The following is a 25,370-nucleotide window of genomic DNA, read 5'->3' as shown; positions in this document are numbered from 1 at the left end:
TGATCGCGGCCAAGGCGGTGTGCTTCAAGGAAGCCCTGCAGCCGGAGTTCAAGACCTACCAGCAGCAGGTCCTGAAGAACGCCCAGAGCATGGCCCAGGTCTTCCTCGACCGCGGTTTCGACGTGGTTTCCGGCGGCACCCAGAACCACCTGTTCCTGCTCTCCCTGATCAAGCAGGACATCACCGGCAAAGACGCCGACGCCGCCCTCGGCCGCGCGTTCATCACCGTGAACAAGAACTCGGTCCCGAACGACCCGCGCTCGCCGTTCGTCACCTCCGGCCTGCGCATCGGTACCCCGGCCGTGACCACCCGCGGCTTCAAGGAAGCCGAATGCCGCGAGCTGGCCGGCTGGATCTGCGACATCCTCGAGAACATGGGCGACGAGTCCGTGGTCGACGGCGTACGCGAGAAGGTCAAGGCGATCTGCGCCAAGTTCCCGGTCTACGGCAACTAAGCGACAAGGCAAGACGAAAGAGCCCGGCAAATGCCGGGCTTTTTCATTTCCTCCGAGAGAGGAGGCGCCGGGTAGCGTTATCGCCGGTCCTCGACATGGATCACCGCCAAGGCCTCGGCATCCTCGCCCCGCCGGGAGCGGCCGTGCATGCCGACGAGCAGTTCGCCGGCGTCCTCCTCCAGTTCCTCGCGAGGGACGAAGGTAAGGATGTCCGGGTGATGCCCGGTCACCACCCAGCCGCGGCCGTTGTCCAGGGTGATCACGCCGAAGTCGCCCGCCGGCGTGCCGACCTGTACCGCTCCCCACTCGGCCAGCAATGCCCGCGCCTGGGCCGCGAGGTCCGGCTCCGGCTGCATGAGGATCACGCAAGTGCCCTGGGCGAACAGCACCCAGGATTTGTCCGCGCCACGGATACAGTCCCGCCAGGCGCCGATCAATGCCTCCCTGTCCATTTCCACGCTCCTTTGACGTCGATGCGCCTCAGCGGCCTTCGACGATGCGTTCGAAGCCCTCGCGGATACTGTCCTCCGGCAGGTTGTCGCCGATGAACACGATCACGCTCTCGCGCGCCTCGTCGTCCCGCCACTCGCTATCCCAGTCGAAGCCGTAGAGTCGCAGCACGCCCTGGAACACCAGGCGACGCGGCTCGTCGGCGATGTTCAGCACGCCCTTGTAGCGCAGCAGGGAATTGCCATGCCACTGCAACAGGTCGTCCATGAACTCGCTCAGCCTTTCGAGATCGAGCGGCGTGTCGCTGCGCAGTACCAGGGTGCCGATGCGATCGCGGCTGTCCTTGGCCGCCACCGCTCGCAGCGAGCGCAGGCCGATGCCCGGACCGAGGTCGGCGTTGAGGTTGAAGCCACGTACGTCGAGCAGGTGCGCCAGGTCGATGCGGCCGTGCTCGACCACATGCACCAGCGCCCGCCGGTTGATCCGTTGCAGGCGCTGGCCCAGGGCCTCGAAGGTGGCGGCGTCGACCAGGTCGGTCTTGCTCACCAGGATGCGGTCGGCAAAGCCGACCTGGGCCTGGGCGATGGTTTCCTGCAGGTGACGCTCGGCGTTGGCGGCGTCCACCAGGGTGATGATGCCGTCCAGCACGTAGCGCTGGCAGAGTTCCTCGTCGGCGAAGAAGGTCTGCGCCACCGGCGCCGGATCGGCCAGGCCGGTGCACTCGATCACCAGGCGGTCGAAGTCGATCTCGCCGTTGTCGCGGCGCTCCAGCAGGAGGAACAGGGCCTTTTCCAGGTCGGTGTTGATCGAGCAGCAGACACAGCCGTTGGACAGCGTCATCACCTGCACCGGCTCGACGCCGAGCAACTGGCCGTCGATCGGTGTCTCGCTGTACTCGTTCTCGATCACCGCGATCTTCATGCCGTGCTCGGCCTGCAGCAGGTACTTGAGCAGGGTGGTCTTGCCGGCGCCGAGGAAACCGGTGAGCACGGTGACGGGGATCGGGGCGTGTTTGTCGTTGGCTACTTCGGACATGCGCAACTTCCAGAAAAGACGCGGGCCACGTCAGACGTGGCCCGCGGAAGGATGGGGATTCAGCAGCAGCGGATCGGCCGACCCTTGCCGCCACCGTAGCGCGCCTCCTGGCGCTCGCGGAAGAACTCCTCGTAGGTCATCACCGGCTTGTCCGGGTGCTTGTTGCGCATGTGCTCGACATAGGTGTCGTAGTCGGGCATGCCGACCAGCATCCGGGCGGCCTGGCCCAGGTATTTGCCCATGCGGCTGAGGTCGTTGAACATGGCGAGTTCCTCGTCAAGGCTCCCCGGCGAACCGGGGAGCGCGGCCGGTCATGCGTCGGGGATGGGCTCGAACGGGGTTTCCTTGTCGGTCCGCTCGCTCTTGCCCCAGGCCGCGATGCCGACCTTGATGGCGTAGAACAGTACGCTGAACACCACCAGCAGGAACAGCACGGTCAGACCGGCGTTGATGTAGGCGTTCAGCACCACGTGCTGCATCTGGCCGATATCCTTGGCCGGCGCCAGCACCTGGCCGGCATCCAGCGCGGTGGCGTACTTCTCGCCAAGAGCGACGAAGCCGACCGCCGGGTTGCTGTCGAAGATCTTGATCAGGCCCGCGGTGGTGGTGCAGATCAGCAACCAGGCCGCCGGCAGGATGGTGACCCAGACATACTGCTGGCGCTTCATCTTGATCAGGACCACGGTGGCGAGCATCAGCGCGATGCCGGCGAGCATCTGGTTGGAAATGCCGAACAGCGGCCACAGGGTATTGATCCCGCCCAGCGGGTCGACCACGCCCTGGTACAGCAGCCAGCCCCACAGCGCCACGCAGCCGCCGGTGCCGATGATGTTGGCGGTCCACGACTCGGTCTTCTTCAGCGCCGGCACGAAGTTGCCCAGCAGGTCCTGCAGCATGAAGCGCCCGGCACGGGTGCCGGCGTCCACCGCGGTGAGGATGAACAAGGCCTCGAAGAGGATCGCGAAGTGGTACCAGAAGGCCATGGTGTTCTCACCCGGCAGCACCTGGTGGAGGATGTGCGCGATCCCCACCGCCAGGGTCGGCGCGCCGCCGGCACGGGCCAGGATGGTGGTCTCGCCGATATCCTGGGCAGTCTGGGTGAGTTGCTCCGGCGTGATGGCGAAGCCCCAACTGCTGACGGTCGCGGCCACCGCGTTGACGTCGGCGCCGACCACCGCCGGCGGGCTGTTCATGGCGAAGTAGATGCCCGGCTCGATCACCGAGGCGGCGACCATCGCCATGATCGCTACGAAGGACTCCATCAGCATGCCGCCGTAGCCGATGTAGCGGGCGTCGGGCTCGCGGTTGAGCAGCTTCGGCGTGGTTCCCGAGGAGATCAGCGCGTGGAAGCCGGACACCGCGCCGCAGGCGATGGTAATGAACAGGAACGGGAACAGGCTGCCTTTCCAGACCGGGCCGGTGCCGTCGGTGAACTGGGTCAGGGCCGGCATCTTCAGTTCCGGCATGACGATCAGGATGCCGATCGCCAGGCCGATGATGGTGCCTATCTTGAGGAAGGTCGACAGGTAGTCGCGCGGCGCCAGCAGCAGCCACACCGGCAGTACCGAGGCGACGGCGCCGTAGCCGATCAGCATCCAGGTGATCTGGATTCCACTGAAGGTGAAATGCGGCGCCCATTCCGGACTGGCCGCGACCTGCCCGCCGAGCCAGATCGAACCGAGCAGGAGGAACACCCCGATGATCGAGATCTCGCCGATCCGGCCGGGGCGGATGAAGCGCATGTAGACACCCATGAACAGCGCGATGGGAATGGTCGCGAGGACGGTGAACATGCCCCAGGGGCTGTCGGCCAGAGCCTTCACCACGATCAGCGCGAGCACCGCGAGGATGATGATCATGATCAGGAAGGCGCCGAACAGCGCGATGGTCCCGGCCACCTGGCCCATTTCCTCGCGCACCAGCTCGCCCAGCGAGCGGCCGTTGCGACGGCTGGAGATGAACAGGACCATGAAGTCCTGCACCGCGCCGGCGAGGACTACGCCGGCGATCAGCCAGAGGGTGCCGGGCAGGTAGCCCATCTGCGCGGCAAGGACCGGACCGACCAGCGGACCGGCGCCGGCGATGGCGGCGAAGTGGTGGCCGAAGAGGATGTGCTTGTTGGTCGGGACGTAGTCCAGGCCATCGTTGTTGAGTACCGCGGGAGTGGCGCGGTTGGGGTCCAGTTGCATCACCTTGCTGGCGATGAACAGGCTGTAGTAACGGTAGGCGACCAGGTAGATGGCCACCGCCGCCACCACGATCCACAAGGCGTTGATCGCTTCGCCACGACGCAGGGCGACGACGCCCAGGGCCGCGGCGCCCACGATCGCCACCACCAGCCAGGCGAGGTGACGTAGCAGGCTATTGTTATTGTTCATAGTGTTTGGCTTCCGACAGATGGAGGGCGCAGTTCTGCAGCGAAAATTCTAGCCGCGAACCGACCAGGGGTCATACGACCTTAGTCTAGAGCGGTTACCGCACGATGGCGGTAGGCGCAATGTCGCAGGAATCCGCCGGAAAAGTCCATGGCCGACAAGGGCCGGCCAGGCGAAAACGCTTCGGCGCGGCCTTGCCCTCTCCGTAGGAAAGCCCCTGGAAAAACTCCGCATGCCCAAGCCGTTCGTCGGCCGTGGCAACGAAGGCGGCAACCTCCGGCGGACAGGACACGCACACGAAAAAGCCCGCCGTAGCGGGCTCTTTCCTCCTGGGCCTGAGCTCTCAGGCCGGTTGCTTGGCGTAGCGCGCCAGGGTGCCGTCGCGACTCATCACCGCCAGGGTGTTGCTCAGGACCTGTTCGCCCGTCGCATCCTTGCTCGCGAAGATCTCGCCGAAGTGCTGCTGGGTGACCTGGGCGAAGTGCGCCCGGTCCTTGGCTTCCACGCCGAGCAGCACGGCATAGGCGTCGAGCGCTTCGCCCTGGCCCTTGGCCATGTCCTCGGCGATGTTGTCGAGCATCCCGTTCATGGCGAAGATCGAGCGGCCGCCGTAGCCCAGGCGTGCATTGGTGTTGCAACCGTTGGTCCCGGAGGTCATGCCGAAGGTAGCGTTGCCCGAAGTACCGTTGGTGGTGGTGGCCAGCAGGTGCGGGAACAGGCCGCGCTGCCCCTCGAACACCATGTTGCCCCAACCACAGCCATTACCGCCTGCCGCATCGGCGTGTGCCGTCATGCTGCCCAGGCTCAGCAGCCCCAGAACCAACCCCTTGCTCAAAAGTCGCTTGTCCATGTCTGCGCTCCGCAGTTGTATTTTGGAGAAAAACGCTTTAGCAGCTTTGGCGAGACTTGACGAACTGTCAAACTCGGACACATGCCGCCGATCCAGCCGCACAGGCGGGGACGGACGGCACCGCCGATCGAATTCCGCCACTTCCCCGCCGGCATGGCTTGGCTATAGTGGTATCCAGCAGCGCGCACCGAGGGATCGCGACATGAGTGACCAGCACGACGAACGTCGACGTTTCCACCGGATCGCCTTCGACGCCGACAGCGAGATCCTCCAGGGCGAACGGCGCTGGGAGGTCTTGCTCCACGACGTCTCCCTGCACGGCATCCTGGTCGGCCAGCCGCAGGACTGGAACGGCGACCCGCAACGGCCCTTCGAGGCCCGCCTGTACCTGGGCCTGGATGTACTGATCCGCATGGAGATCAGCCTGGCCTGGGCTCGCGACGGCCTGCTCGGCTTCGAATGCCAGCACATCGACCTCGACTCCATCAGCCACCTGCGCCGCCTGGTGGAACTGAACCTGGGCGACGAGGAACTCCTCGAGCGCGAGCTGGCCCTGCTGGTCAGCGCCCACGACGACTGAGGCGGATCATTCGAAGAGGGCGTCCAGGGCCTGCTCGAGGCGCGTCACGGCGATCACCTGCAATCCCGCCGGCGCCTCCTTCGGCGCGTTGCCGAGGGGGACGATGGCACGCTTGAAACCATGCTTGTCGGCTTCCTTCAGGCGCTCCTGGCCGCTCGGCACCGGACGCACCTCGCCGGACAGCCCGACCTCGCCGAACACCAGCAGGTCGTGCGGCAGCGGGCGGTTGCGCAGGCTGGACATCACCGCCGCCATCAACGCCAGGTCGGAGGCGGTTTCCAGCACCTTGACCCCACCCACCACGTTGAGGAACACGTCCTGGTCGTAGGTCGGGATACCGCCGTGCCGGTGCAGCACCGCCAGCAGCATCGCCAGGCGGTTCTGGTCGAGGCCCAGGGTCACCCGCCGCGGATTCGCCAGGTGACTGGTGTCGACCAGCGCCTGGACCTCCACCAGCATCGGCCGCGAGCCTTCCCAGGTGGCCATCACCACGCTGCCGGGCACCGCTTCCTGGGCCCGCGTGAGGAAGATCGCCGAAGGGTTGCTCACTTCCTTCAGGCCTTTGTCGGTCATGCCGAACACTCCCAGTTCGTTGACCGCGCCGAAGCGGTTCTTCACCGCCCGCAGCAGGCGCAGGCGGCCGTCTGACTCGCCCTCGAAATACAGTACGGTGTCGACCATGTGTTCGAGCACCCGCGGGCCGGCCAGGGCGCCTTCCTTGGTCACGTGGCCGACCAGGAAGATCGCCGTGCCGCTCTGCTTGGCATAGCGCACCAGCATCGCGGCGCTCTCGCGGACCTGGGCGACGCCGCCCGGCGCCGATTGCAACTGCTCGGTGAAGATGGTCTGGATCGAGTCGATCACCATCACCCGCGGCTGCTCCTGGCGCGCGGTGGCGATGATGGTCTCGATGCTGGTCTCGGTCATCACCTTGAGCTTGTCTTCCGGCAACGACAGGCGCCGCGCGCGCATCGCCACCTGCTGCTGGGATTCCTCGCCGGTGACGTACAGCGCCGGAACGCGGCTGGCCAGGTTGCAAAGGGTCTGCAGGAGAATGGTCGACTTGCCGATGCCGGGATCGCCGCCGATCAGCACCACCGAACCATCCACCAGGCCGCCGCCGAGAACCCGGTCCAGTTCGGTGGAACCGGTCGTGAAGCGCGGCATCTCCTCGACGCTGACCTCTGCCAGGGTCTTCAGGTTGGCCTGCTGGCCGGCCCAGCCGCCGCGCCCGGAGCCGCTCGGCGCGGCCTCGACGACGGTCTCCACCAGGGTGTTCCAGGCCCCGCAGTCCGCGCACTGGCCGGCCCATTTCGGGAAGGTCGCGCCACACTCGGTGCAGCCGTACATGCGCTTGGCCTTGGCCATGGGAACTCCTCTCGCGGGCAAAGCGCAGATGATAGCCGCTGGCTTGATTCCGATCAGCCTCGATCGACCGCGCTTCGCGCGACACTGATGGCCGGACAAGGAGACTTCCATGCGCACACTGCTGTTCCTGCACCTGCTGGGCGCCGCGATCTGGGTCGGCGGCCACCTGGTCCTGGCCCTCGGCATCCTCCCCGGCGCCCTGCGCCGCCGTGATCCCCAGGCGATCCGCGCCTTCGAGCAGGTCTACGAACGGATCGGCATCCCCGCCCTGCTGCTGCAGGTGGTCAGCGGCCTGTGGCTGGCCAGCCTGTGGCTGCCGTTCGACCACTGGTTCGGCGCCACGCCGGTGGCCCGTGCCCTGCAGCTCAAGCTGCTGCTCCTGGCGGCGACCGCCGCCCTGGGCGTGCATGCGCGCCTGCGCCTGATCCCGAACCTGGACGCCGAGAGCCTGCCGAAGCTGGGCTGGCACATCGCCGCGATCACCCTGGTGGGCCTGGGTTTCGTCGCGGTCGGACAGAGTTTCCGTTTCGGCGGCGCCTTCTGAGCATGCCCACATGAAAAAGGGCGCCGGAGGCGCCCTTTTTCATACCGTTGTCGTGAATGAATCAATGGCCTTTTCCGTTGGCCTTCCTCAGCCTCTCGGCGATTTCGTCCTTGAGTTGCACCCGCTGCTGCTTCAACCCCTGCAGCGCCAGGTCGTCGAGGGGTTCGCGACCGCCCTCGACCTCGTAGATGCGCTTGTCGAGGCTCTCATAGTCCGCCGCCAGGCGAGTGAAGTGGGCGTCGTTGCCATGAAGTTGCTTCAGTTCGGCATGAAAATCCGGAAACTCCCGGGAAAGCGGATGTTGCTCGAGCGGCATGACGGACCTCCTCTGACGTTGTATACGACACCTCCAGACTAGCCCAGCAGGCCTCCTCCGAACATTGCCCCCGATCACTTCGCCGCCGCAGTGCCGTTCAGTTCGCCGCGTCGCAGGCTTTCCACGCTGTTGCCCAGCGCATCGCGGGCGCCAAGGTCGGCACCGCGCGCCGACAGCGCCTGGAGCAGTTCCTCGCGCTTGAACAGCGCCGCATACATGGCCGCGGTCTGCCCTGCGCCGTTGCGCTGGTCGGGGCTGCATTGCGCGCCGATCAGGCGCCGGGCGATGCGGACCTCGCCCTTGAAGATGGCGCCCATCAAGGCGGTGTTGCCGCGCGCATCCTGGACGCAGGGGTCGGCACCGGCCTCCAGCAATTGCTCCACCGCTCCGCCATGGCCGTGGTAGGCGGCCAGGATCAGCGCGGTATAGCCCTTGGCATCCTGCACATCGAGGTCGAAGCCGGCCTCGACGAATTCCTTGAGCATGGCCTGGTCGCCGCGTCGGGCGGCATCGAAGAAGTAGTCGCGCAACCGCGCTTCGACCTCGACCGCATGCATCTCGCCAGCCTGCGCGACCAACGCCGCGAGCAGCAAGCCTGCCAGGATCCAACCTCGCATCGTCGTCATCTCCCGCCAAACCGATAAAGGAAGGGCGGCCTGGATGGCCGCCCCGGTTGCGATCAATCCTGGAGCTTCGCCGCCAGTTGCCGAACGCGTTGCAGATCGGCCCCGGCCACCTTGGCCAGGCCCGTGCCGTAGTCGCTGTCAGCCTTGTAGAAGTAGGAAAGCATGATGTACTTGCTCTCGTCGTCGGTGATCGCCAACGCCCCGCCGAGACTGGCGATCAGGTCGGCCTGGTCCTTCTTGCCGTAGGAGCGGAACAGCTCGCCGGTCTGCTTGAAGTTCTGCTCGCGCTGGATCTTCGCCTGCTGGGTGGTGCCACTCAGCGGGGTCCGCACGTAGCGGGCGCTGGCCTGCTCCTCGCGCGGATCGAGCCGGCTCGGCTGGTAGTTCACCCCGCTGGTACTGTGTCCGGCGTTCAGCGCGCCGTCCTGGTTGACGGTATTGACCTCGCTGCGCGGGCGGTTGACCGGCAGGCCCAGGCCGTTGGCGCCGACCCGGTACATCTGGGTGTCGGCGTAGGCGAACAGCCGCCCCTGGAGCAGACGATCCTCGGAGGGCTCGATGCCCGGCACCAGGTTCGACGGCGCCATGGCGACCTGTTCGGTTTCCTGGAAGAAGTTGTCGACGTTGCGGTTCAGCACCATCTGGCCGATCTTGCGCTCGGGAATGCCCGGCCAGATCTTGGTCGCGTCCAGCGGATCGAAGTCGAATTTCGCCAGGTCCTCGGGCTTGAGCACCTGGATGTACAGGTCCCATTTCGGGAAGTCGCCCTTCCGGATCGCGTTCACCAGGTCATTGGTCATGTGGCTGTAGTCGCGGCCCTGGACTTCCGCCACCTGTTTCGGATCGAGGTTCTTCTGGCCCTGCAGGCTCTTCCAGTGGAATTTCACGTAGTGCACTTCGCCCCTGGCGTTGACCAGCTTGTAGGCATGCACGCTGTTGCCGTCCATTTCCCGGTAGCTGGCCGGGGTGCCCTCGTTGGAATACAGCAGGGTCAGGGTGCGGGTCGCTTCCGGCACGTGGGAGAAGAAATCGAAGCGTCGCGAGTCGTCGTCGAGGTTGCTGCGCGGGTCCGGCTTGAAGGCATGGACCATGTCCGGGAATTTGATCGCATCGCGGATGAAGAAGGTCGGGAAGTTGTTGCCCACCAGGTCCCAATTGCCGTCGGCGGTATAGAACTTGGTGGCGAAACCGCGCGGATCGCGCAGGGTTTCCGGGGAGTGGTTGCCGTGCACCACCGCGGAGAAGCGCACGAATACCGGGGTCCTCTCGCCCTTGCGGAAGACCTTGGCCATGCTCAGGTCGCTGATATCGGCGCTGGCGACGAACTCGCCATGGGCGCCGGTGCCGCGGGCATGCACCACGCGTTCGGGAATACGCTCGCGGTCGAAACGTTGCAGTTTCTGCAGCAGTTGCACGTCCTGCAGCAGCACCGAACCGTTGGGCCCGGCGGTCTGCGAGTTCTGGTTATCGCCCACTGGCGCACCGTTGTCACGGGTCAGGGTCGCGGCCTGCACGGACAGCGACAGGAGGCTGGCGGTCAGGCTTGCCGCCACCAGCAGGCGGCCGGGACGGAAGGCGTTCAGGGAAGGGGTCATGGAAGAGCTCCTAATGGCTTGTCAGGCGTCTTGTTGCGCCCGACCAAGGTAAGGAGTGCCGCCGGCGACGCTAAATTGAAAAACCTCACCACGCCGATTAGGAATATCAATGCGCCCCATGAATCGCAAAAAGAAATAAAAAAAACGCCAGCCGAAGAGCGCCGCGCTGGTGCACCAGGCACTCCCAGTCCGCCCGCCGGTAAACGAGTTCACCTTCGTTATTTGCCTGCGAAGTTAGGTCGGAGAACCTCGCCACTCCAACTTCAACTTCCGGCATCTGCATGGCGCAATTCCAAGTTGCCGAAGTTGCTTTGTCTTCTTTCTTGGCGAATTCCTGAAAATCGACATGAGTGTAATGTTTTTCCTCTAAACTTCGTTTCTCCCCACAAGACCCGACGCAAACGTATGCCTTGCGAATTTTCGCGTTGCCGGGGGGAACCAAAACACCAGTCTTCCAGCCTGAGCAACTTGCCGAAGGCTGAATTAGACTGCCTTTACCTATTAGCGAAATACAGGGAGTGAACCCATGGGTCTTCTGAGTGAATTCAAAGCCTTTGCCGTCAAGGGCAATGTCGTGGATATGGCTGTCGGTATCATCATCGGCGCAGCCTTCGGCAAGATCGTCTCGTCCTTCGTGGGCGATGTGATCATGCCGCCGATCGGACTGCTGATCGGCGGAGTCGACTTCTCCGACCTGGCGATAACGTTGAAGGCCGCCGAAGGCGACGTGCCGGCGGTGGTGCTGGCCTATGGCAAGTTCATTCAGACCGTACTCGACTTCGTCATCGTGGCCTTCGCCATCTTCATGGGGGTCAAGGCGATCAACCGCCTCAAGCGCGAAGAAGCCGTCGCGCCGTCCGAACCGCCAGTGCCGAGTGCCGAGGAAACCCTGCTGACCGAGATCCGCGATCTGCTGAAAGCCCAGCAGAACAAGTCGTGATCGCATCGGCGGAACAATGAAAAAGGGCCCGAACGGGCCCTTTTTCATTTCCGGACAACACGCCGGGCGGCAGTGTTATCCGCCGCTACTCCGCGGGCACGCACCTACCAGTAGTTCTCCACCGCCACCTGTCCCGGACGCCGGGTCAGACTGAGGTTCATGCCGCGGGCCTTCAGCACGGCGCGGGTGTCCTCGATCATCTGCGGGTTGCCGCAGAGCATCACCCGCGAATGCTCCGGGGTCAGTTCCAGATCGGCGGCACGCTCCAGATCGCCGTTCTCGATCAGCGTGGTGATACGTCCGTTCAGGCAACCGGGTACCTGCTCGCGGGTCACCACCGGGATGAATTGAAGCTTGTGGGCATGCTCGGCCAGGTATTCGCGCTCGGCGAGGCCGGCGATCAGCTCGCGGTAGGCCAGCTCCTTGCTCTCGCGCACGCTGTAGACCAGCTTGATGCTTTCGAAGCGCTCCCAGACCTCGAAGTCCTGCAGGATCGAGACGAACGGCGCCACACCGGTACCGGTGGCCAGCAGCCAAAGGTCACGACCATCCACGAAGCGGTCGAGGGTGAGGAAGCCGAAGGCCTGGCGATCGACCAGCAACTGGTCGCCCTCGCGCAGGCGGCTGAGTTCGCTGGTGAACTCGCCGTCCGGGACGACGATGGAAAAGAAGTCGAGGAATTCGTCATGAGGCGCCGAAACCATCGAGTAGGCGCGCCAGACGATACTGCCGCTGGGCTTGTACACGCCGAGCCGGGCGAATTGCCCGGCTCGGAACCGGAATCCCGCGTCGCGGCTGGTACGCAGGGTGAACAGGTTGGGAGTCAGAGGCTGCACGTCGAGCAGCGTCTGGCGGGTGAATTTCTCTTCGCTGGCGGTCATGGTCCGCTCCGGATACCGATACTCCCCTAGTGTCCCGCAAAGCACCCGGCAGAAACACCCGCAAGGCTTGTGGCTATCCCCGCTGAGGGGAATAGCCAGCGGCCGGTCAGCGCTTGCGGTTGACCACCTGGGCCGCGCGCAACACGTCACTACCGATCTGCGCCTCGTAGTTCTTCCACAGCGGCTTCATGGCGTTGCGCCAGGCCTCGTGCTCTTCCGCGCTGAGGCTGACCAGGCGGCTCTTGCCGGCGGCCAGCAGGTGCTCGCGCTCCTTCTGGTTGAGCGCTTCGGCTTCCTTGTTCACCACCAGGGTGACCTCGTCGACGATGCTCTCCAGTTCGGTGCGGGTCTGGTAAGGGATGCTGGTCCAGAACGCCGAGCTGGTGATCAGCATGTAGCTGAGCGCACCATGATTGGTCTCGGTGATGTACGGCTGCACGCTGTCGATCTTCTGTCCGGCGAGGTTCGACCAGGTGTTTTCGGTGCCCTGCACGCTGCCGGCCTGCATGGCCTTGAGGGTCTCGGCGTAGGACAACTGCTTGGCGGTGGCGCCGAGCATGGCGAACTGCGCTTCCAGCACCGACGACGGCTGGATACGGAAGACCAGGCCCTTGGCATCGTCCGGCCGGTGCAGTTCGCGAGTGGCGGAAAGCTGCTTCATGCCGTTGTTCCAGTAGGCCAGGCCATAGATACCGTGCTTGGCCATGGAGCGCAGCAGTTCGCGGCTCTTGTCGCGCTTCTGGAAACGCTTCAGGGCCTCCAGGTCATCGAACAGGAACGGCAGGTCGAACACCTGGAGTTGCTTGGTATAGGGCTCGAACTTGGACAGCGAGGTGGCCAGCATCTGCACCTTGTTGGCGCGCAGGGCCTCGATCTCGTCGGCGTCGCCGAACAGCGTCGAGTTGGGGTAGACCTCGACCTTGACCTTGCCCGGCAGACGCTCCTCGGCAAGCTTCTTGAACAACAGCGCCCCCTTGCCCTTGGGCGTGTCGTCGGAGACCACATGGGAGAACTTGATCACGATCGGGCCGGCGTCCTCGGCATGGGCGACGGCGGAAACGGCGAACAGTGCGGCGAGCGCCACACCGACAAACGGCTTGAACATCGATGTACCTGTGCGATGGCAACGACGAGCCCCGCGACGGCTCGCACGGGTCTCGTTCGGAAAACGGGTTGGGTGACGGTCGCCGCTCGAAGTGGCGAAGGCGCCCGTCCAGGCGCTACCGGGTCATGACAGGCGCTATCGAAGCCCTAGCCCGGTTATTATTGGCGTGCCCGGCTGGATGACTCGTCGGTAAGGAAACGACTAACCAGAGCCGGGTAAAGAATTTTTCGGCATATCCGTGTGCCGCACAAGCTGGAGAACTCCAACCAGCTCTCAGTTTCGACAGATTGTTAATTGACGAGCGGGATTCGCCCCGCCGGGAAGCCGATGCCTCTATTCGCCACACCCTTCGCCCAGCTCGACCTGGTCCGCCAGCCCGAGCAGGACGGCGAGCCCCTCCAGGCGTTCGACGCCGCCGACGAATACCTGCTCAACCAGTTGCACGAACGGGGCGTGACGGCGCAATGCCGGGTGCTGGTCCTCAACGACGCCTTCGGCGCCCTCGCCGCGAGCCTGGCGCCGCACGTTCAGGTCACCAGCAGCGGCGATTCGCACCTGGGCTTCCTTGCCCTGCGCAAGAACCTCGCGCGCAACGGCCTCGACCTGGGCTCGGTGCGCTTCGTCCCGGCCAGCGAAACCGCCGTGGGGCCCTTCGATCACGTGCTGGTCAAGGTGCCGAAGACCCTCGCGTTGCTGGAGGAGCAACTGATCCGCCTGCACGGCCAACTGGCACCGGGCGCGCAGGTCGTCGCCGCGGGGATGGTCAAGCACTTGCCGCGCGCCGCCGGCGACCTGCTGGAACGCTACATCGGCCCGATGCACGCTTCGCTGGCGGTGAAGAAGGCCCGCCTGCTGATCGCCGAGGCAACGGAGCGCCCGCAGCCGCGCTCGCCCTATCCGACCCGCTATCGCCTGGAGCAGCCGCCGCTGACGCTGCTCAACCACGCCAACGTATTCTGCCGAGAAGGTCTCGACATCGGCACCCGCGCCTTCCTCCCGCACCTGCCGCGCAGCCTCGGCGCGCTACGCGCCGCCGACCTGGGCTGCGGCAACGGGGTGCTCGGCATCGCCTACGCGCTGCTCAACCCGCAGGCCGACCTGACCCTGGTGGATGAATCGTACATGGCCGTACAGTCGGCACGGGAAAACTGGCGAGCGGCGCTGGGCGAGCGGCCGGCGACGTTCCGCGCCGACGATGGCCTGGCCGGCCAGGCGGCGGGCTCGCTGGAGCTGGTCCTGTGCAACCCGCCGTTCCACCAGCAGCAGGTGGTCGGCGACTTCCTCGCCTGGCGCATGTTTCTCCAGGCTCGCGATGCCCTGGCGGCGGGCGGCGAACTGTGGATCGTCGGCAACCGCCACCTGGGCTACCACGCCAAGCTCAAGCGGCTGTTCCGCGGGGTCGAGCAGGTCGCGGCGAATCCGAAGTTCGTGATCCTGAAAGCGGGAAAATAGTCAGTCGAGCGCCGCCGGGGTGTCCACGTCGCGGAGTACGCCCGGATCGTCGCACGGCACCTCGCACCAGGCCGGACGATGGGCCTGCAACACGCGGCGCGCACCCTGGTCGCCGTCCAGTTGCGCAAGCGCGTCCCAGAAAGCGCGGCCGAACAGCACCGGATGGCCGCGCTGGCCGTCGTACAGGGGAAACACGATGGCTTCGGGAGTGGCCATCGCGGCCAGACGCTCGAGGGTATCGGCGGCGATCCAGGGCATGTCACCGAGCAGGACGGCGATGGCCCGGGCCGGGCTGTTCCTCGCCGCCGCGACGCCGGCGGCCAGGCTGTGGCCCATGCCCAACGATGCATCGAGGCTGTGGACAAGCCGCTGCTGCGCCGGCAGGCCCAGACTCGCCGGGGTGTCTCCGGCACGCACCACCACCCGTACCTCGGCGAACGCCTCGCGCGCCCGCGCCACGCTGGCCGCCAGCAGGGTCCTGCCATCAGCCAGGCGCGCCAGGCGCTTGTCGCTGCCGAAGCGGCGCCCCTGCCCGGCCGCCAGGACCAGGCACAGCACCTCGTCGGCAGCGACCATCAGAGCCGCTCGCGCGGAATGCCGTTGCGGATGCGGAGAATGTCCGCCAGCACCGCCAGGGCGATTTCCGCCGGCGTCTTGCTGCCCAGGTTGAGGCCGATCGGCGCGTGGATCCGCGCCAGTTCGGCATCGCCCAGGCCGCCGATGCGCCGCAGGCGCTCGAAGCGTTTCTCCGAGGTCGCCCGCGATCCCATCACGCCGATATAGAAGGCTTCGGTACGCACCGCCTCGAGCATCGCCAGGTCGTCGATCTTCGGATCGTGGGTCAAGGCCACCACCGCCGTATCGGCGTGGCAACCGCCGTCGGCGATGAACAGCGAGGGCAGCTCGCGACGGATCTCGATGCCCTCCAGCACCACGCCGCGCAAGGCTTCTTCGCGCGGGTCGCAGAGGATCACCTCGAAGCCCATGCCCTTGCCGAACTCGGCGCAGGCATGGGCGACGCTGGAATAGCCGGCCAGCAGCAGGCGCTGGGCGGCGCCGACGCGCAAGCGCACGCACTCGCCGTCGCGCTCCACCCGGGGACCATGGCTGGAGTCGTCGCGCAGGCTGCGCGCGCCGCTACCCAGCTCGACCTCGCGGAGCAGGCGGCGCTGGCCGAGCAACGCCGACTCCAGCTCGCGCAGATGGGCCTGGACGTCGCAGTCCGGCGCCAGGTTTTCCACCAGTACGTCGAGAATGCCGCCGCAGGGCAGGCGGATGTTCGAGTTCGGGTCGTCACCCTCGCCGTAGCGCACGATCACCGAGGGATCGGGGAAACCGCCGGCGGCGACCCGCTCGAGGAAATCATCCTCGACGCAGCCGCCGGACAGCGAGCCGATCCATTCACCGCTGGCGTTCACCGCCAGCAGCGAGCCGGGCGCGCGGGGCGCCGAGCCGTAGGTCGTGAGCACGGTACAGAACCACACCCGTTCGCCGCCCACGGACCACTTCAGCGCCTTGCGGACCACCTGTAGATCGAGGTGTTGCACGATTCACTTCACCTTGACGGTATGCGCCGAAGCGCTCTCCGTCTTCAATTGCGCGACCTGTTGGGGACCGAGGTCACCGGGCAATCCGCCCCAGGTCTGGCGCAGGTAGTTGAGCAGGTCCGTGAGTTGCTCGTCGTCGAGTTTCCCGGCGAAGCCGGGCATCGGTTGCATGCGTTCGAAGCCGGTGAACTGCTGTTCGACGATGCCGTCTTCGATCACTCGCAACAGATTACGCGGGTCTTGCAGGCGCAGGGTAGTGTTGCCGTTCATCGCCACCGCGATATGCGGCTTGCCCTCGCCTTCGCCGCCGTGGCAGCCGGCGCAGACGTTGAGGTACTGCTGGCGACCGCGCTTGCCGCTGTCGTTCAGCTGCGCCTCGGGCAGCGCCTGGACCACCTTGGCCGGCGGCGGCTGGTCGCCGAGCAGGTAGCTGGCCATGGCCGCCAGGTCGCCGTCGTCGAGGTGCTGGGTGCTGTGGTGCACCACCGGGAACATCTCGTTGAACATGCTGCCCTGGGCGCTCATGCCGTGCTTGAGGAAGCTCGCCAGGTCCGGCTGGGTCCAACCGCGCGCGGCAAGGTCGCCGGGCAGCAGGCTGGGCGCCAGGTAGCCGTTGAGCAGGCCGCCGCTCAGGCGCTTGTCCTGCTCCAGGGCGCCGGCCAGGTTGCGCGGGGTATGGCACTCGCCGCAGTGGCCGAGCACCTCGACCATGTACTGCCCGCGCTTCCAGGCCTCGCTGCGCCCTTCCTCCGGCTGCAAGCGCACGCTCTTGCCGTAGAGCAGGTTCCAGCCGGCCAGGCCCATGCGCACGTTGAACGGGAAGCTCAGGCTGGTCTGCGGCGCCGGCCGGGCGATCGGCTCCTGGGCCATCAGGTAGGCGTAGATGGCGTCGGCATCCTCGCGCTCGATCAGGTGGTAGGAGGTGTAGGGCATCGCCGGATAGAGGTAGGCGCCGTCCTTGCGCTTGCCCTCGGTGAGAGCGGCGAAGAACTCGTCGGCGCTGTAGGCGCCGATGCCGTGTTCCTTGTCCGGGGTGATGTTGGTGCCGTAGATGGTGCCGAACGGCGACTGGATCGGCAGCCCGCCGGCAAACGGCGCGCCGCCCTCGGCGGTATGGCAGGCCATGCAGTCGGCGGCGCGGGCGAGGTATTCGCCGCGCTTGACCAGCGCCGCGTCGGCGCCGGCGGCGGAGGCCAGGAACGGCGACAGCGCGGCCAGCGCCAGGGCGAGGCCGGAAAGGGTCCGCTTCATCCTCAAGCCTCCTTGACCAGGCCGAGTTCGTCGAGTACGTCGCGGGTGGCGCTGTAGTAGCGCACGTAGCCGGTGCAACGGCAGATGTGATGGCCGAGGCTGTCCTCGATCGCCTGCTCCAGCTCGCTGCGTTTGATCGGCTGGCGCTGGGCTTTTTCCACCAGCACGGTGGCGGCGTTGACGAAGCCCGGCGCGCAATAGCTGCACTGGAAGGCGAACTGGTCGACGAACTTCTGCTGGATCGGGTTCAGCTCGCGGATGTCACCGTTCTCGTCGCGCTGGGCATGGCCCTCGATGGTGCGAACCTTCTTGCCGTCGAAGTAGTGCGCGCCGGTGATGCAGGTGCGCACTTCCTCGCTGGTGCCGTCCGGATTGTCGACGATCACCACGCAGGCATGGCAGATGCCCTGACCACAGCCCAGGCGCGAGCCGGTGAGGTTCTGGTATTCGTGCAGGTAGTCGATCATCGGCAGGTCTTCGGCGACCTCCACCGGACCGACGGCTTGACCGTTGAGGGTCATCTGGAGCTTGCGGTTAGCCATGGAGGGCCTCCTTGATGCGGGCGGGAGTGATGGGCAGGTCGCGGACGCGCTTGCCGGTGGCGTGCGCCACGGCGTTGGCGATGGCGCCGACCACCGGGATCATCACCACCTCGGCGATGCCCTTGGCCGGATCGGTCGGCGACAGCGGCGGGAGGATCTCCACCGTCTGGCTCCACACCGCCACGTCCTTCGCCCGCGGCAACCGGTAGCGGTTGAAGTTCCAATCCCCTTCCGCGGGGCCGCCCTCGTAGAGCGGCATTTCCTCCAGCAAGGCATGGCCGATACCCATGGCGATGCCACCCTCCAGCTGGCCCTTGACCAGCTCCGGCACCAGCACCCGGCCGCACTCGATCCAGGAATGGTGGTCGAGCACCTGCACCTCGCCGCTGCCCTTGTTCACCTTCAGCTCGACCAGGGTCGCCACCGGGCTGTAGTAGGTGACCATCGCGTTGTTCAGCTGGGTCGCCGGATAAGCCGGATTCTGCCGGTCGAGCAGGTGGAAGCCGGCGCTGTTCATCATCGCCTTCTTCACTCCCGGCGCGCCGTCGCCGTACTTCACCGCCATGGCGTCGAGCGGCAGGCGTTCGCGCACGCCATCGATGACGAAGTCCGCCTCGGCCCAGCTCCAGCGGTTGAAGCCGTGGACGCTGACGCCGGTGACCAGCCCCATCTCGTGGGCCTTCTTCGCCAGCTCGGCGAAGGGAATCGGCGCCAGGCCGTTGCCGGTCAACTGGCCGTCGACCCATACCGCGTTTTCGCGGCGCACCACATAGGGATTGGCCTGGCCGCCGAACGGACCGCTGCGCCACAGCTCCAGGGCCGCCGGCCACAGGCCGTGGTTGAACAGCACGCGCGCGGCTTCGCGGGTGGCGTGGCTGAAATAGAACGCCGAGTTGGTCGCCGACGACGGCGAGGCCAGCTTGCCGACCCAGCGCGGATCGCGTAGCGCGGCGTCCTGCTCGGCCTGGCTCATCAGGTAGGGATTGCCCTTGGTGGTGAGCCGCAGCTCGGGCCATTCGGTCTCGGCGGTCTTCACCTCGTCCGCCGGACGGCCGAGGAAGTCGCCGACCACGAAGGCCTGCGAGGTGGACATTCCGGTACCGATCTCGGTGCCGATGTGGCGCAGGCTGATGCGCCCGTCGGCGCTGAACTCGATGCTCGCCATCGGCGCCTCGGCGCCGGTGCCGAAGTCCTTCTGGCAAATGGCGAAGCCGACCCCATACCAATTGTCCGGGTCCTCCGCGTCGAAGCGCTTCTTGCGCGCGTCGCGGTCCTTCCAGACCTCGTGGGCAGCGGCCTTGTCGAGGATCTCGTGCAGGCGCAGGGCACCGGCCGGGACCGCGCCCTGGGTGTTCTTCATGCCCGAGCGCAGGGCGTTGCGACGACGCAGGTCGATGGCGTCGACGCCCAGCCGGCCAGCGATCTCGTCGACCATCATCTCGGTCGCGGCCATGGTCTGCAGGGTACCGTAGCCGCGCATCGAGCCGGCCTCCACGCCGCGCGAATGATAGGCGGTGACCGCCAGGTCGTTCTGCGGCATGTAGTAGATCGACTGCGCGGCGGTGGCGCCCACCGCCGCCACCGAGGCACTGTAGTTGGCGCGACCGCCGCCGTCGGCGCTCATGTCGGCGCGGAAGATGCGGAAGCCGAGGTCGTTCCTGTCTACCGCCAGTTGGTAGCGGATGTCGAACGGGTGGCGCTTGATGCCGCTCTGGAACTGCTCGTAGCGGTCATTGGCCAGGCGCACCGGCACACCCTCGCCATACAGCGCGGCGAGCGCGGCATAGAAGACGAAGATGTTGTTGTCCTTGGAGCCGTAGCCGACGGTATAGCCCGGATGGATGTTGAGCTTCTCCAGGGCGAAGCGCGATGGCTTGATCATGTGCACGCTTTCGTAGGCGACTTCGAACGGGCACTGGGTGGCGACCACGAAGTGCAAGGTCTTGCTCGCCGCGTCGTACCAGCCGTTGCCGTTGTCCGGCTCCAGTGCCGCCGGCTCGATCGATGGGGTCTTGTAGCGCTCGTCGAAGACCAGCCAGTCCTGCGGCGGGTTTTCCAGTTGCTCGGCCATGCGCTTGGCATGGAACAGCCCCTGCTCGGTGAGGTCGCCGTGCAGCTTCGGCTCGCGGGTCCAGACCGGTTTGCGGTTGAGGATGGTGGGGAACAGCATCGAGTCCTTCAGGCTGGAGAACTCGTCGTCCTCGTAGGGCGTCTTGCCGCCGACCCGGACGAAGCGATAGCTGCCGTAGGGATCGCCCTGGTACAGCGGGGCCTGGGCGCCATAGCGGATCGCCTTGTCGTTGAACTTGAGCTTGAGCTTGGCCCGGCGGAAGCGCTCGAAGTCGTTCCAGATCAGGATCGCCACCGGATGGCCGATGAACATCGGCACCTTGCCCGGCGGCAGGAGCGGATCGGGCGAATGCGCCTCGGGGAAGACGATGCCGTCCTTCTCCAGGTCGGCAGCGGTGACGATACGGTCCGGCTGCAACTCGGCGCCCAGCCAGGAAAGGTCGTGGCCTTCGTAGATGCGGTCGGCGCGAACGGTCTTCAGCAACATGGCGTGGCCTTGCTGCTGCGGCCAGCCGGGCATGTCCCTGGCGCGGATATCGCGGGCGAACACCTTGTTGCCGCAGACCTTGGACAAGGCGTCGTTACGGAAACGGACTTGGCCGTTGCCCGCCATCCAGCGCTGGGCGGAAACGGTCACCTGGTTCTCGAACAAGGCAGCGAACGCCTGGCTGCCGAGCGGCGCCAGGGTGACACCCACGCCGGCGATCAACCCGCCCTGGAGAAAGGCGCGCCGGGATATATCACGGTTGGACATGCAAGTTCCTCTGGGTGGTACGGTTCCCACCCATGTCGTTATTCAGGCTTGAACAGCTCGTCCGAACGGACGAGATGGAGCACGCAGGCGGAAAAACCTGACTCAGGAGTTAATTTTAGCGACAAGTCGCACCCGAGGAAAAGTCCCGTCTACCGCTGGAAGGCCCCATGGACACTCGACTTTGGTCGCCTGCCAGGCCGGCTCCAACCTTTTCGTACGCTTCTCTGAATCTTCGATTTCGGCAATGGCAACAGCCAAGAGGTAACCGCATGTTACTCTCCGCCCTCCTCTCGAAACGCCCGACCCCAGCATGTCCAGCCAACCCAGTTCCCTGCTCCGCCATCGCCCCTTCCTCGCCTTCTGGCTAGCCCGCGTCTGCACCGCCAGCGGCTTCCAGATGCTCACCGTGGCCATCGGCTGGCACATCTACGAACTGACCGGCAATGTCCTCGACCTGGGTCTGGTAGGCCTGGTCGAATTCCTCCCGCGGGTGCTGTTCATGCTCCACACCGGGCATGTTGCGGATCGCTACGACCGGCGCAGGATCGCCGCCCTCTGTCAGGTCGGCCAGGCCCTGGTGGCGGTGGCACTGGTGCTCGGCGCGGCTTCGGGAGAGATCACCCGCAACATGATCTTCGTCCTCGCCTTCGCCCTCGGTACCGCCCGCGCCTTCGAAATGCCGACCACCCAGGCGCTGCTGCCGAACCTGGTACCGGCCGGGCTGTTCCCGCGCGCGGTGGCCGCTTCGGCTTCGGCGATGCAGGCGGCGACCATTGCCGCCCCGGCCCTCGGCGGCCTGCTCTATGCGTTCGGTGCCTCCTGGGTCTACGTGCCGACCGCGGCTCTCTACGTCCTCGCCTGCGCCCTGACACTCAGCCTGCCGGTACGCAACCAGCCGCTCACCCAGGGCAAGGCCACCCTCGACTCGCTGCTCGCCGGCATCCGTTTCATCCGCAGCCGGCCGGACATCTTCGGGGCGATCTCCCTCGACCTGTTCGCCGTGCTCCTCGGCGGCGCCACCGCCCTGCTCCCGGTGTTCGCCAAGGACATCCTGCTCACCGGACCCTGGGGCCTCGGCCTGCTGCGCTCGGCTCCAGCGGTGGGCGCCCTGGCGATGTCGTTCTGGCTGGCGCACTTCAGCATCGAACGCAACGTCGGGCGGATCATGTTCCTCTCCGTGGGCATCTTCGGCCTGGCAACCATCGCCTTCGGCCTGTCGAAATCGTTCTGGCTGTCCCTCGGCGTGCTGGTGGTACTCGGCGCCGCGGACATGGTCAGCATGGTCATCCGCGGCGCCTTCGTGCAGCTCGAGACCCCCGACGAGATGCGCGGCCGGGTCAGCGCGGTGAACGGCCTGTTCATCGGCGCCTCGAACCAGCTCGGCGAGTTCGAGTCCGGGCTCACCGCACACTGGTTCGGCACGGTACCGGCAGTGGTCCTCGGCGGTATCGGCACCCTGGTCGTCACCGGAGCATGGATGAAACTGTTCCCCAGCCTCGCGCAGCGCGACCGCCTGCACTGAGCCCCTACCTCCGCCGTCGCCATGGAAACCGTTCCTTCTCGGCAATAAGAAAGCCCGGCATCGAGCCGGGCTTTTCTCGCACCTTGCGGCGTGATCCGCGCTATCAGGCGGGGCGCTGCATCTCCCGATGCAGGCGATCGACGGTCTGTTCGCTACCGTTCTCGGCCAGGCGCGCCTCGCGGCTGGTCATGTCGCGGTGCAAGCGATCGATGGTCTGCTCGCTGCCGCTTTCGGCGACCCGGCGTTCTTCCTGGACGCGCGGCGCCTGGGTCTTGCGCAGGCGTTCGAGGGTACGGTCGGAACCGTCGGAGGCGATCAGTTGTTGGGCACCGCGCAGGGCTATGGATTCGACCCGCGGTGCGGCAAAGGCGGCATTGGCGGTCAGGGTGGCAAGGGCGATGGCGAGGATCAGCGGGCGTTTCATGGCAGTGGCTCCAGGTATTCGTTACGTGGGGCCATTCTCTGTTCGGGAAACTCGATTGGAAAACGAAGCGCGCCAATAGTATTCATCGACGTTTGAAATAGTGCGAATAACCGCTCTAGTACAGTAGTTACAGCAAGAATACGCCTCTCCAACCAGCCTTGGCACGGATTGACGGCATCGATATGAAAAATCGAAGAAATCGAAAGTTTGAGAAAAACACTCGGAATTGAGCACGGACCTCCCTCTCCGCAGAACCGGAGAGGGGCTCCGTCAGTAGCCTCCGGAACGGAGGCTGGCAGGGTTCAGAAGCGCGCCACCACGTTGAACAGGACCCGCGTCTCGCGCTTCCCATCGCGCTGGTCGGCTGGCTCGCCGATGACCTGGCGGGCAATCTCCGGGTTGAACGACAACTGGTCGGTGAGGTTGAAGCGCACCCCGGCACCGATCGAGCCGAGCTTCTGCTGCTCGTCATCGTCCACGTCGAGGTTGTAGGTCTTGCCCCAGTCGTAGAAAGCGTAGGCCTGGTAGCTGCGCAGCCAGCTGTAGCCCACCGCCTGGCCATAGCGCGGTTCGAGCTTCAGGGCGAAGCCACGGTCACCGGTGATGTTGCCCGGGGCGAAGCCGCGACCGATCCCGCTGCCACCGACGCCGAAGCGCTCGCTCGGCAGCAACGGGTCGAAGCTGTACTGCCATTGCAACTCGCCATACACCGACCAGGGGCCGCCGAGCCCCTGCAGGCGCCCGATGTTGCCGTTGAGATAGACGAAACGTCCGTCGGCCACTTCGCGGGAACGACGTTCATCGTCCTTCTTGGTCGCGCCCCACATGTCCAGGCCGATGTTGTTGCGCACCTCCGCCAGGTTGATGCCCATCCAGCGGTCGACCCAGTCATAGGTCAGGCGTTGCTGGAACACCCGCACATGGTCACGACCGGGGTTCGAGGCGTCGCTGGCGAAGTCGCGCAGGCGGGTCTCGGTATCCTTCCACTGCAACGCCAGACCGCCGCTCAGGTTCTGCGAGCGCGAGCGGATGAAGGGATGGTTGTAGGAAATGCTGCCTTCGGTGCTCTTGCTGACGCTGTCGAAGGGGAATACCGAGTCCGGGATGTCCGGGTTGACCTTCGAATAGGAACCCATGATCTGCAGGGTATCGCCGGCGAACATGCCGCCCAGCGGCAGCGTGCCGCGCAACTGGATGTAGCGGGTGGCATCGCTGAACGGCGAGATCGCGCCGAGCACGTCGATCTGCTCGTAGAAGCCCAGGCGGGAGAACTCGGTGGCGCCGAAGGCCAGGGTGGTCGGGTCGGTGTAGTGCGAGCCGCGGTTGTCGAGGCTGACGAAGCCTTCGTATCGCTGCTGCTGCAAGGCCACGTCGAGGTTCGACGAGCCCAGCGCCTGACCCGGGCTGAGCACGCTCTGCACGTTGACCCCCGGCAGGTCGCCGACCAGCAACAGGCCACGCTCCAGGGTATCGGCATCCAGCGGACGCTTTTCGGTCAGCGGTGCGAGCAGTTCCTCCACCCGCACCCGCGGCCCATCGACGGTTCCCTTGATCTGCACGTGTTCGAGGTAACCCTCGATCACCTGCAGGCGTACCTTGCCGCCCTCGATGCTCTGCTCCGGCACCACTACCTGGGTCAACAGGTAGCCGTCCTGGCGGTACTTGGCGGTGAGGCGGTTGGCCAGGTCGACCAGTTCGGCCAGGGACACCTGCTTGCCGAGCATATGCTGGTAATAGGACTCGAGCACCGCCTTGTCATAGCGGGTGTTGCCTTCGATGCGTATCTCGCGCAATTCGAAGCGGATCTGTTCGCTGCCTTGCGGCGCGACCTGCTTGGGCACCACCGGCGGCGCCTCGGGCTTGGCCTGCGGCTCGCTGCGTGGCTTGAAGCGTTCATCGAGCTGGGATGGCTGTACAGTCCCTGGCAACTCCACGGCGGCGGCGGAAGCTGCCAGCATCCCGCAGCCACAGAGCGTCACCCAGCGAAGCGTCCATTGCGAAGGTTTCATCATTCACCTCGGGCAGATGACGCACTACCGCCCGGGGACGATAGTGCGCATTGCGAAAAGGGTTAGAAATTCAGAGGCTTGTTGAAGCAGCTCCAGTAGTCGGCCAGGTAGCTCTGGTTCGAGCAACCCGTCCCACTCTCGGCCTCTGCCCTGAGCGGACGATCGGTGAACTGCCCCACCCGCTTGGTGCTAGCGTCCTCCGCCGGACCCGCGGCGGTAGCCGGCAGCAGGTTAGGATCGCTGACGTCCATCCCCAGAGCGTAGGCGCGCAGGAACGGGTTTTCGAGGAACGGGTTTTCCAGCGTGGTGGTCCGGTAGACCGCATCCCCGGGGGTATCCGGATCGCGCCCCTTCTGCAGTTCGCGCAAATCGGAGAGTGCTGCCAGTTGTCCCAGGTCGCCCGGCGTGACCGGCAGCGGCAGGATGCTCAGCAGGTTGCCCTGGTAGTTGAGCTGGTAGTTGCCGCTGGTGAGGGCGAGTCCACCCTGGAGAATGTCGTACTGGCCGACGGCTTCGCCGCCCACCCGACCGAGCCCGCCGGCGAGCACCTGACCGGCGCTGTCGCCATTCTTCAGGCCGGAAACCTGATAGGTCAGCGCCGGGTCGGCGGTGCCCACCTGCTTACTCTTGGCATCGGCGAATACGTTGAGCAGCGCCTTGGTGATGGTCAGGTCATTGC

At 65.8% G+C, this 25,370-nt stretch carries 25 protein-coding genes and 1 pseudogene; 6 read left to right on the top strand and 20 right to left on the bottom strand.

Going from position 1 to position 25,370, the window contains the following annotated elements:
• Positions 1-455 (top strand): annotated as a pseudogene (gene glyA, locus HMPREF2886_RS23200) (serine hydroxymethyltransferase); the annotation flags it as partial.
• Positions 456-532: 77 nt separating this feature from the next.
• On the opposite strand, the gene HMPREF2886_RS23195 reads toward glyA, so the two are convergent.
• The 5 genes from HMPREF2886_RS23195 to HMPREF2886_RS23175 form a co-directional block, all read right to left on the bottom strand.
• Positions 533-913: a hypothetical protein gene (locus HMPREF2886_RS23195; RefSeq protein WP_083318607.1), complete on the bottom strand. Its 381-nt coding sequence runs from the start codon at positions 911-913 to the stop codon at positions 533-535.
• Between the two features lie 22 nt (positions 914-935).
• Positions 936-1,940, bottom strand: coding sequence for a GTPase (gene yjiA, locus HMPREF2886_RS23190; protein WP_070748460.1), 1,005 nt, complete (start codon positions 1,938-1,940; stop codon positions 936-938).
• A gap of 59 nt (positions 1,941-1,999) precedes the next feature.
• Positions 2,000-2,203 (bottom strand): YbdD/YjiX family protein, encoded by a 204-nt coding sequence (locus tag HMPREF2886_RS23185; protein ID WP_003094856.1) that lies wholly within the window; start codon positions 2,201-2,203, stop codon positions 2,000-2,002.
• Between the two features lie 48 nt (positions 2,204-2,251).
• Positions 2,252-4,318 carry a carbon starvation CstA family protein gene (locus HMPREF2886_RS23180; RefSeq protein WP_003094859.1) on the bottom strand — a complete coding sequence of 689 codons (2,067 nt, stop codon included), beginning with the start codon at positions 4,316-4,318 and terminating at the stop codon, positions 2,252-2,254.
• Between the two features lie 340 nt (positions 4,319-4,658).
• Positions 4,659-5,165: a DUF3015 domain-containing protein gene (locus tag HMPREF2886_RS23175; protein WP_003094862.1), complete on the bottom strand. Its 507-nt coding sequence runs from the start codon at positions 5,163-5,165 to the stop codon at positions 4,659-4,661.
• 202 nt (positions 5,166-5,367) lie between these two features.
• Between HMPREF2886_RS23175 and mapZ the strand changes: the two genes are divergently transcribed.
• Positions 5,368-5,745, top strand: coding sequence for a cyclic di-GMP-binding protein MapZ (gene mapZ / locus HMPREF2886_RS23170; protein WP_003094864.1), 378 nt, complete (start codon positions 5,368-5,370; stop codon positions 5,743-5,745).
• Positions 5,746-5,751: 6 nt separating this feature from the next.
• Here the strand turns inward: mapZ and radA are convergent, their stop codons facing one another.
• Positions 5,752-7,113: a DNA repair protein RadA gene (gene radA, locus HMPREF2886_RS23165; RefSeq protein ID WP_070748458.1), complete on the bottom strand. Its 1,362-nt coding sequence runs from the start codon at positions 7,111-7,113 to the stop codon at positions 5,752-5,754.
• Positions 7,114-7,222: 109 nt separating this feature from the next.
• On the opposite strand from radA, the gene HMPREF2886_RS23160 reads away from it, so the two are divergent.
• Positions 7,223-7,657 carry a CopD family protein gene (locus HMPREF2886_RS23160; RefSeq protein WP_003112796.1) on the top strand — a complete coding sequence of 145 codons (435 nt, stop codon included), beginning with the start codon at positions 7,223-7,225 and terminating at the stop codon, positions 7,655-7,657.
• Positions 7,658-7,718: 61 nt separating this feature from the next.
• Here the strand turns inward: HMPREF2886_RS23160 and HMPREF2886_RS23155 are convergent, their stop codons facing one another.
• The 4 genes from HMPREF2886_RS23155 to HMPREF2886_RS34745 form a co-directional block, all read right to left on the bottom strand.
• A complete protein-coding gene (locus HMPREF2886_RS23155) occupies positions 7,719-7,973 on the bottom strand; it encodes an HP1242/YdcH family protein (protein ID WP_003104887.1) in 255 nt (84 codons plus the stop codon).
• A gap of 74 nt (positions 7,974-8,047) precedes the next feature.
• A complete protein-coding gene (locus HMPREF2886_RS23150) occupies positions 8,048-8,599 on the bottom strand; it encodes an ankyrin repeat domain-containing protein (protein WP_039028135.1) in 552 nt (183 codons plus the stop codon).
• A gap of 53 nt (positions 8,600-8,652) precedes the next feature.
• Positions 8,653-10,194, bottom strand: a complete 1,542-nt coding sequence (katB, locus tag HMPREF2886_RS23145; protein WP_033972962.1) for a catalase KatB — start codon at positions 10,192-10,194, stop codon at positions 8,653-8,655.
• A gap of 106 nt (positions 10,195-10,300) precedes the next feature.
• Positions 10,301-10,636, bottom strand: coding sequence for a hypothetical protein (locus HMPREF2886_RS34745; protein ID WP_177344462.1), 336 nt, complete (start codon positions 10,634-10,636; stop codon positions 10,301-10,303).
• An 84-nt stretch (positions 10,637-10,720) separates the two neighbouring features.
• Between HMPREF2886_RS34745 and mscL the strand changes: the two genes are divergently transcribed.
• The gene (gene mscL / locus HMPREF2886_RS23135; protein ID WP_003104883.1) at positions 10,721-11,134 is read left to right on the top strand and encodes a large-conductance mechanosensitive channel protein MscL; all 414 of its coding nucleotides are present in this window, start codon (positions 10,721-10,723) and stop codon (positions 11,132-11,134) included.
• 104 nt (positions 11,135-11,238) lie between these two features.
• Here the strand turns inward: mscL and HMPREF2886_RS23130 are convergent, their stop codons facing one another.
• Complete coding sequence (locus tag HMPREF2886_RS23130) at positions 11,239-12,015, bottom strand: ferredoxin--NADP reductase (RefSeq protein WP_003110878.1); 777 nt, start codon at positions 12,013-12,015, stop codon at positions 11,239-11,241.
• A 106-nt stretch (positions 12,016-12,121) separates the two neighbouring features.
• On the bottom strand, positions 12,122-13,120 hold the full coding sequence (locus HMPREF2886_RS23125) for a DctP family TRAP transporter solute-binding subunit (RefSeq protein ID WP_003094894.1): 999 nt from the start codon (positions 13,118-13,120) through the stop codon (positions 12,122-12,124).
• Positions 13,121-13,447: 327 nt separating this feature from the next.
• On the opposite strand from HMPREF2886_RS23125, the gene HMPREF2886_RS23120 reads away from it, so the two are divergent.
• Positions 13,448-14,572, top strand: a complete 1,125-nt coding sequence (locus tag HMPREF2886_RS23120) for a methyltransferase (RefSeq protein WP_033972963.1) — start codon at positions 13,448-13,450, stop codon at positions 14,570-14,572.
• Here the strand turns inward: HMPREF2886_RS23120 and HMPREF2886_RS23115 are convergent, their stop codons facing one another.
• From HMPREF2886_RS23115 to HMPREF2886_RS23095, 5 genes are read right to left on the bottom strand one after another with little or no spacing between them, the layout of a single operon-like run.
• The gene (locus HMPREF2886_RS23115; RefSeq protein ID WP_033972964.1) at positions 14,573-15,148 is read right to left on the bottom strand and encodes a nucleotidyltransferase family protein; all 576 of its coding nucleotides are present in this window, start codon (positions 15,146-15,148) and stop codon (positions 14,573-14,575) included.
• Positions 15,148-16,119, bottom strand: coding sequence for an XdhC family protein (locus tag HMPREF2886_RS23110; RefSeq protein WP_033972965.1), 972 nt, complete (start codon positions 16,117-16,119; stop codon positions 15,148-15,150). Before HMPREF2886_RS23110 ends, HMPREF2886_RS23115 begins: the two co-directional genes overlap by 1 nt.
• A 3-nt stretch (positions 16,120-16,122) precedes the next feature.
• Positions 16,123-17,370, bottom strand: coding sequence for a cytochrome c (locus HMPREF2886_RS23105; protein WP_033972966.1), 1,248 nt, complete (start codon positions 17,368-17,370; stop codon positions 16,123-16,125).
• A 2-nt stretch (positions 17,371-17,372) separates the two neighbouring features.
• Positions 17,373-17,912: a (2Fe-2S)-binding protein gene (locus HMPREF2886_RS23100; RefSeq protein WP_003094903.1), complete on the bottom strand. Its 540-nt coding sequence runs from the start codon at positions 17,910-17,912 to the stop codon at positions 17,373-17,375.
• A complete protein-coding gene (locus HMPREF2886_RS23095; protein ID WP_070748456.1) occupies positions 17,905-20,736 on the bottom strand; it encodes a xanthine dehydrogenase family protein molybdopterin-binding subunit in 2,832 nt (943 codons plus the stop codon). Before HMPREF2886_RS23095 ends, HMPREF2886_RS23100 begins: the two co-directional genes overlap by 8 nt.
• A gap of 310 nt (positions 20,737-21,046) precedes the next feature.
• On the opposite strand from HMPREF2886_RS23095, the gene HMPREF2886_RS23090 reads away from it, so the two are divergent.
• Positions 21,047-22,258, top strand: a complete 1,212-nt coding sequence (locus tag HMPREF2886_RS23090; RefSeq protein WP_070748454.1) for an MFS transporter — start codon at positions 21,047-21,049, stop codon at positions 22,256-22,258.
• A gap of 103 nt (positions 22,259-22,361) precedes the next feature.
• Here the strand turns inward: HMPREF2886_RS23090 and HMPREF2886_RS23085 are convergent, their stop codons facing one another.
• The 3 genes from HMPREF2886_RS23085 to HMPREF2886_RS23075 form a co-directional block, all read right to left on the bottom strand.
• Positions 22,362-22,682: a hypothetical protein gene (locus HMPREF2886_RS23085; RefSeq protein ID WP_057387661.1), complete on the bottom strand. Its 321-nt coding sequence runs from the start codon at positions 22,680-22,682 to the stop codon at positions 22,362-22,364.
• A gap of 302 nt (positions 22,683-22,984) precedes the next feature.
• A complete protein-coding gene (gene cdrB / locus HMPREF2886_RS23080; protein ID WP_070748452.1) occupies positions 22,985-24,691 on the bottom strand; it encodes a two-partner secretion system transporter CdrB in 1,707 nt (568 codons plus the stop codon).
• A gap of 62 nt (positions 24,692-24,753) precedes the next feature.
• On the bottom strand, positions 24,754-25,370 hold a 617-nt coding region (locus HMPREF2886_RS23075; RefSeq protein ID WP_083318606.1), incomplete at its 5' end, for an MBG domain-containing protein.

This window comes from Pseudomonas sp. HMSC066A08 (assembly GCF_001813025.1).
Taxonomy (GTDB): domain Bacteria; phylum Pseudomonadota; class Gammaproteobacteria; order Pseudomonadales; family Pseudomonadaceae; genus Pseudomonas; species Pseudomonas aeruginosa.
This window is presented reverse-complemented; position numbering and strand designations above follow the sequence as displayed.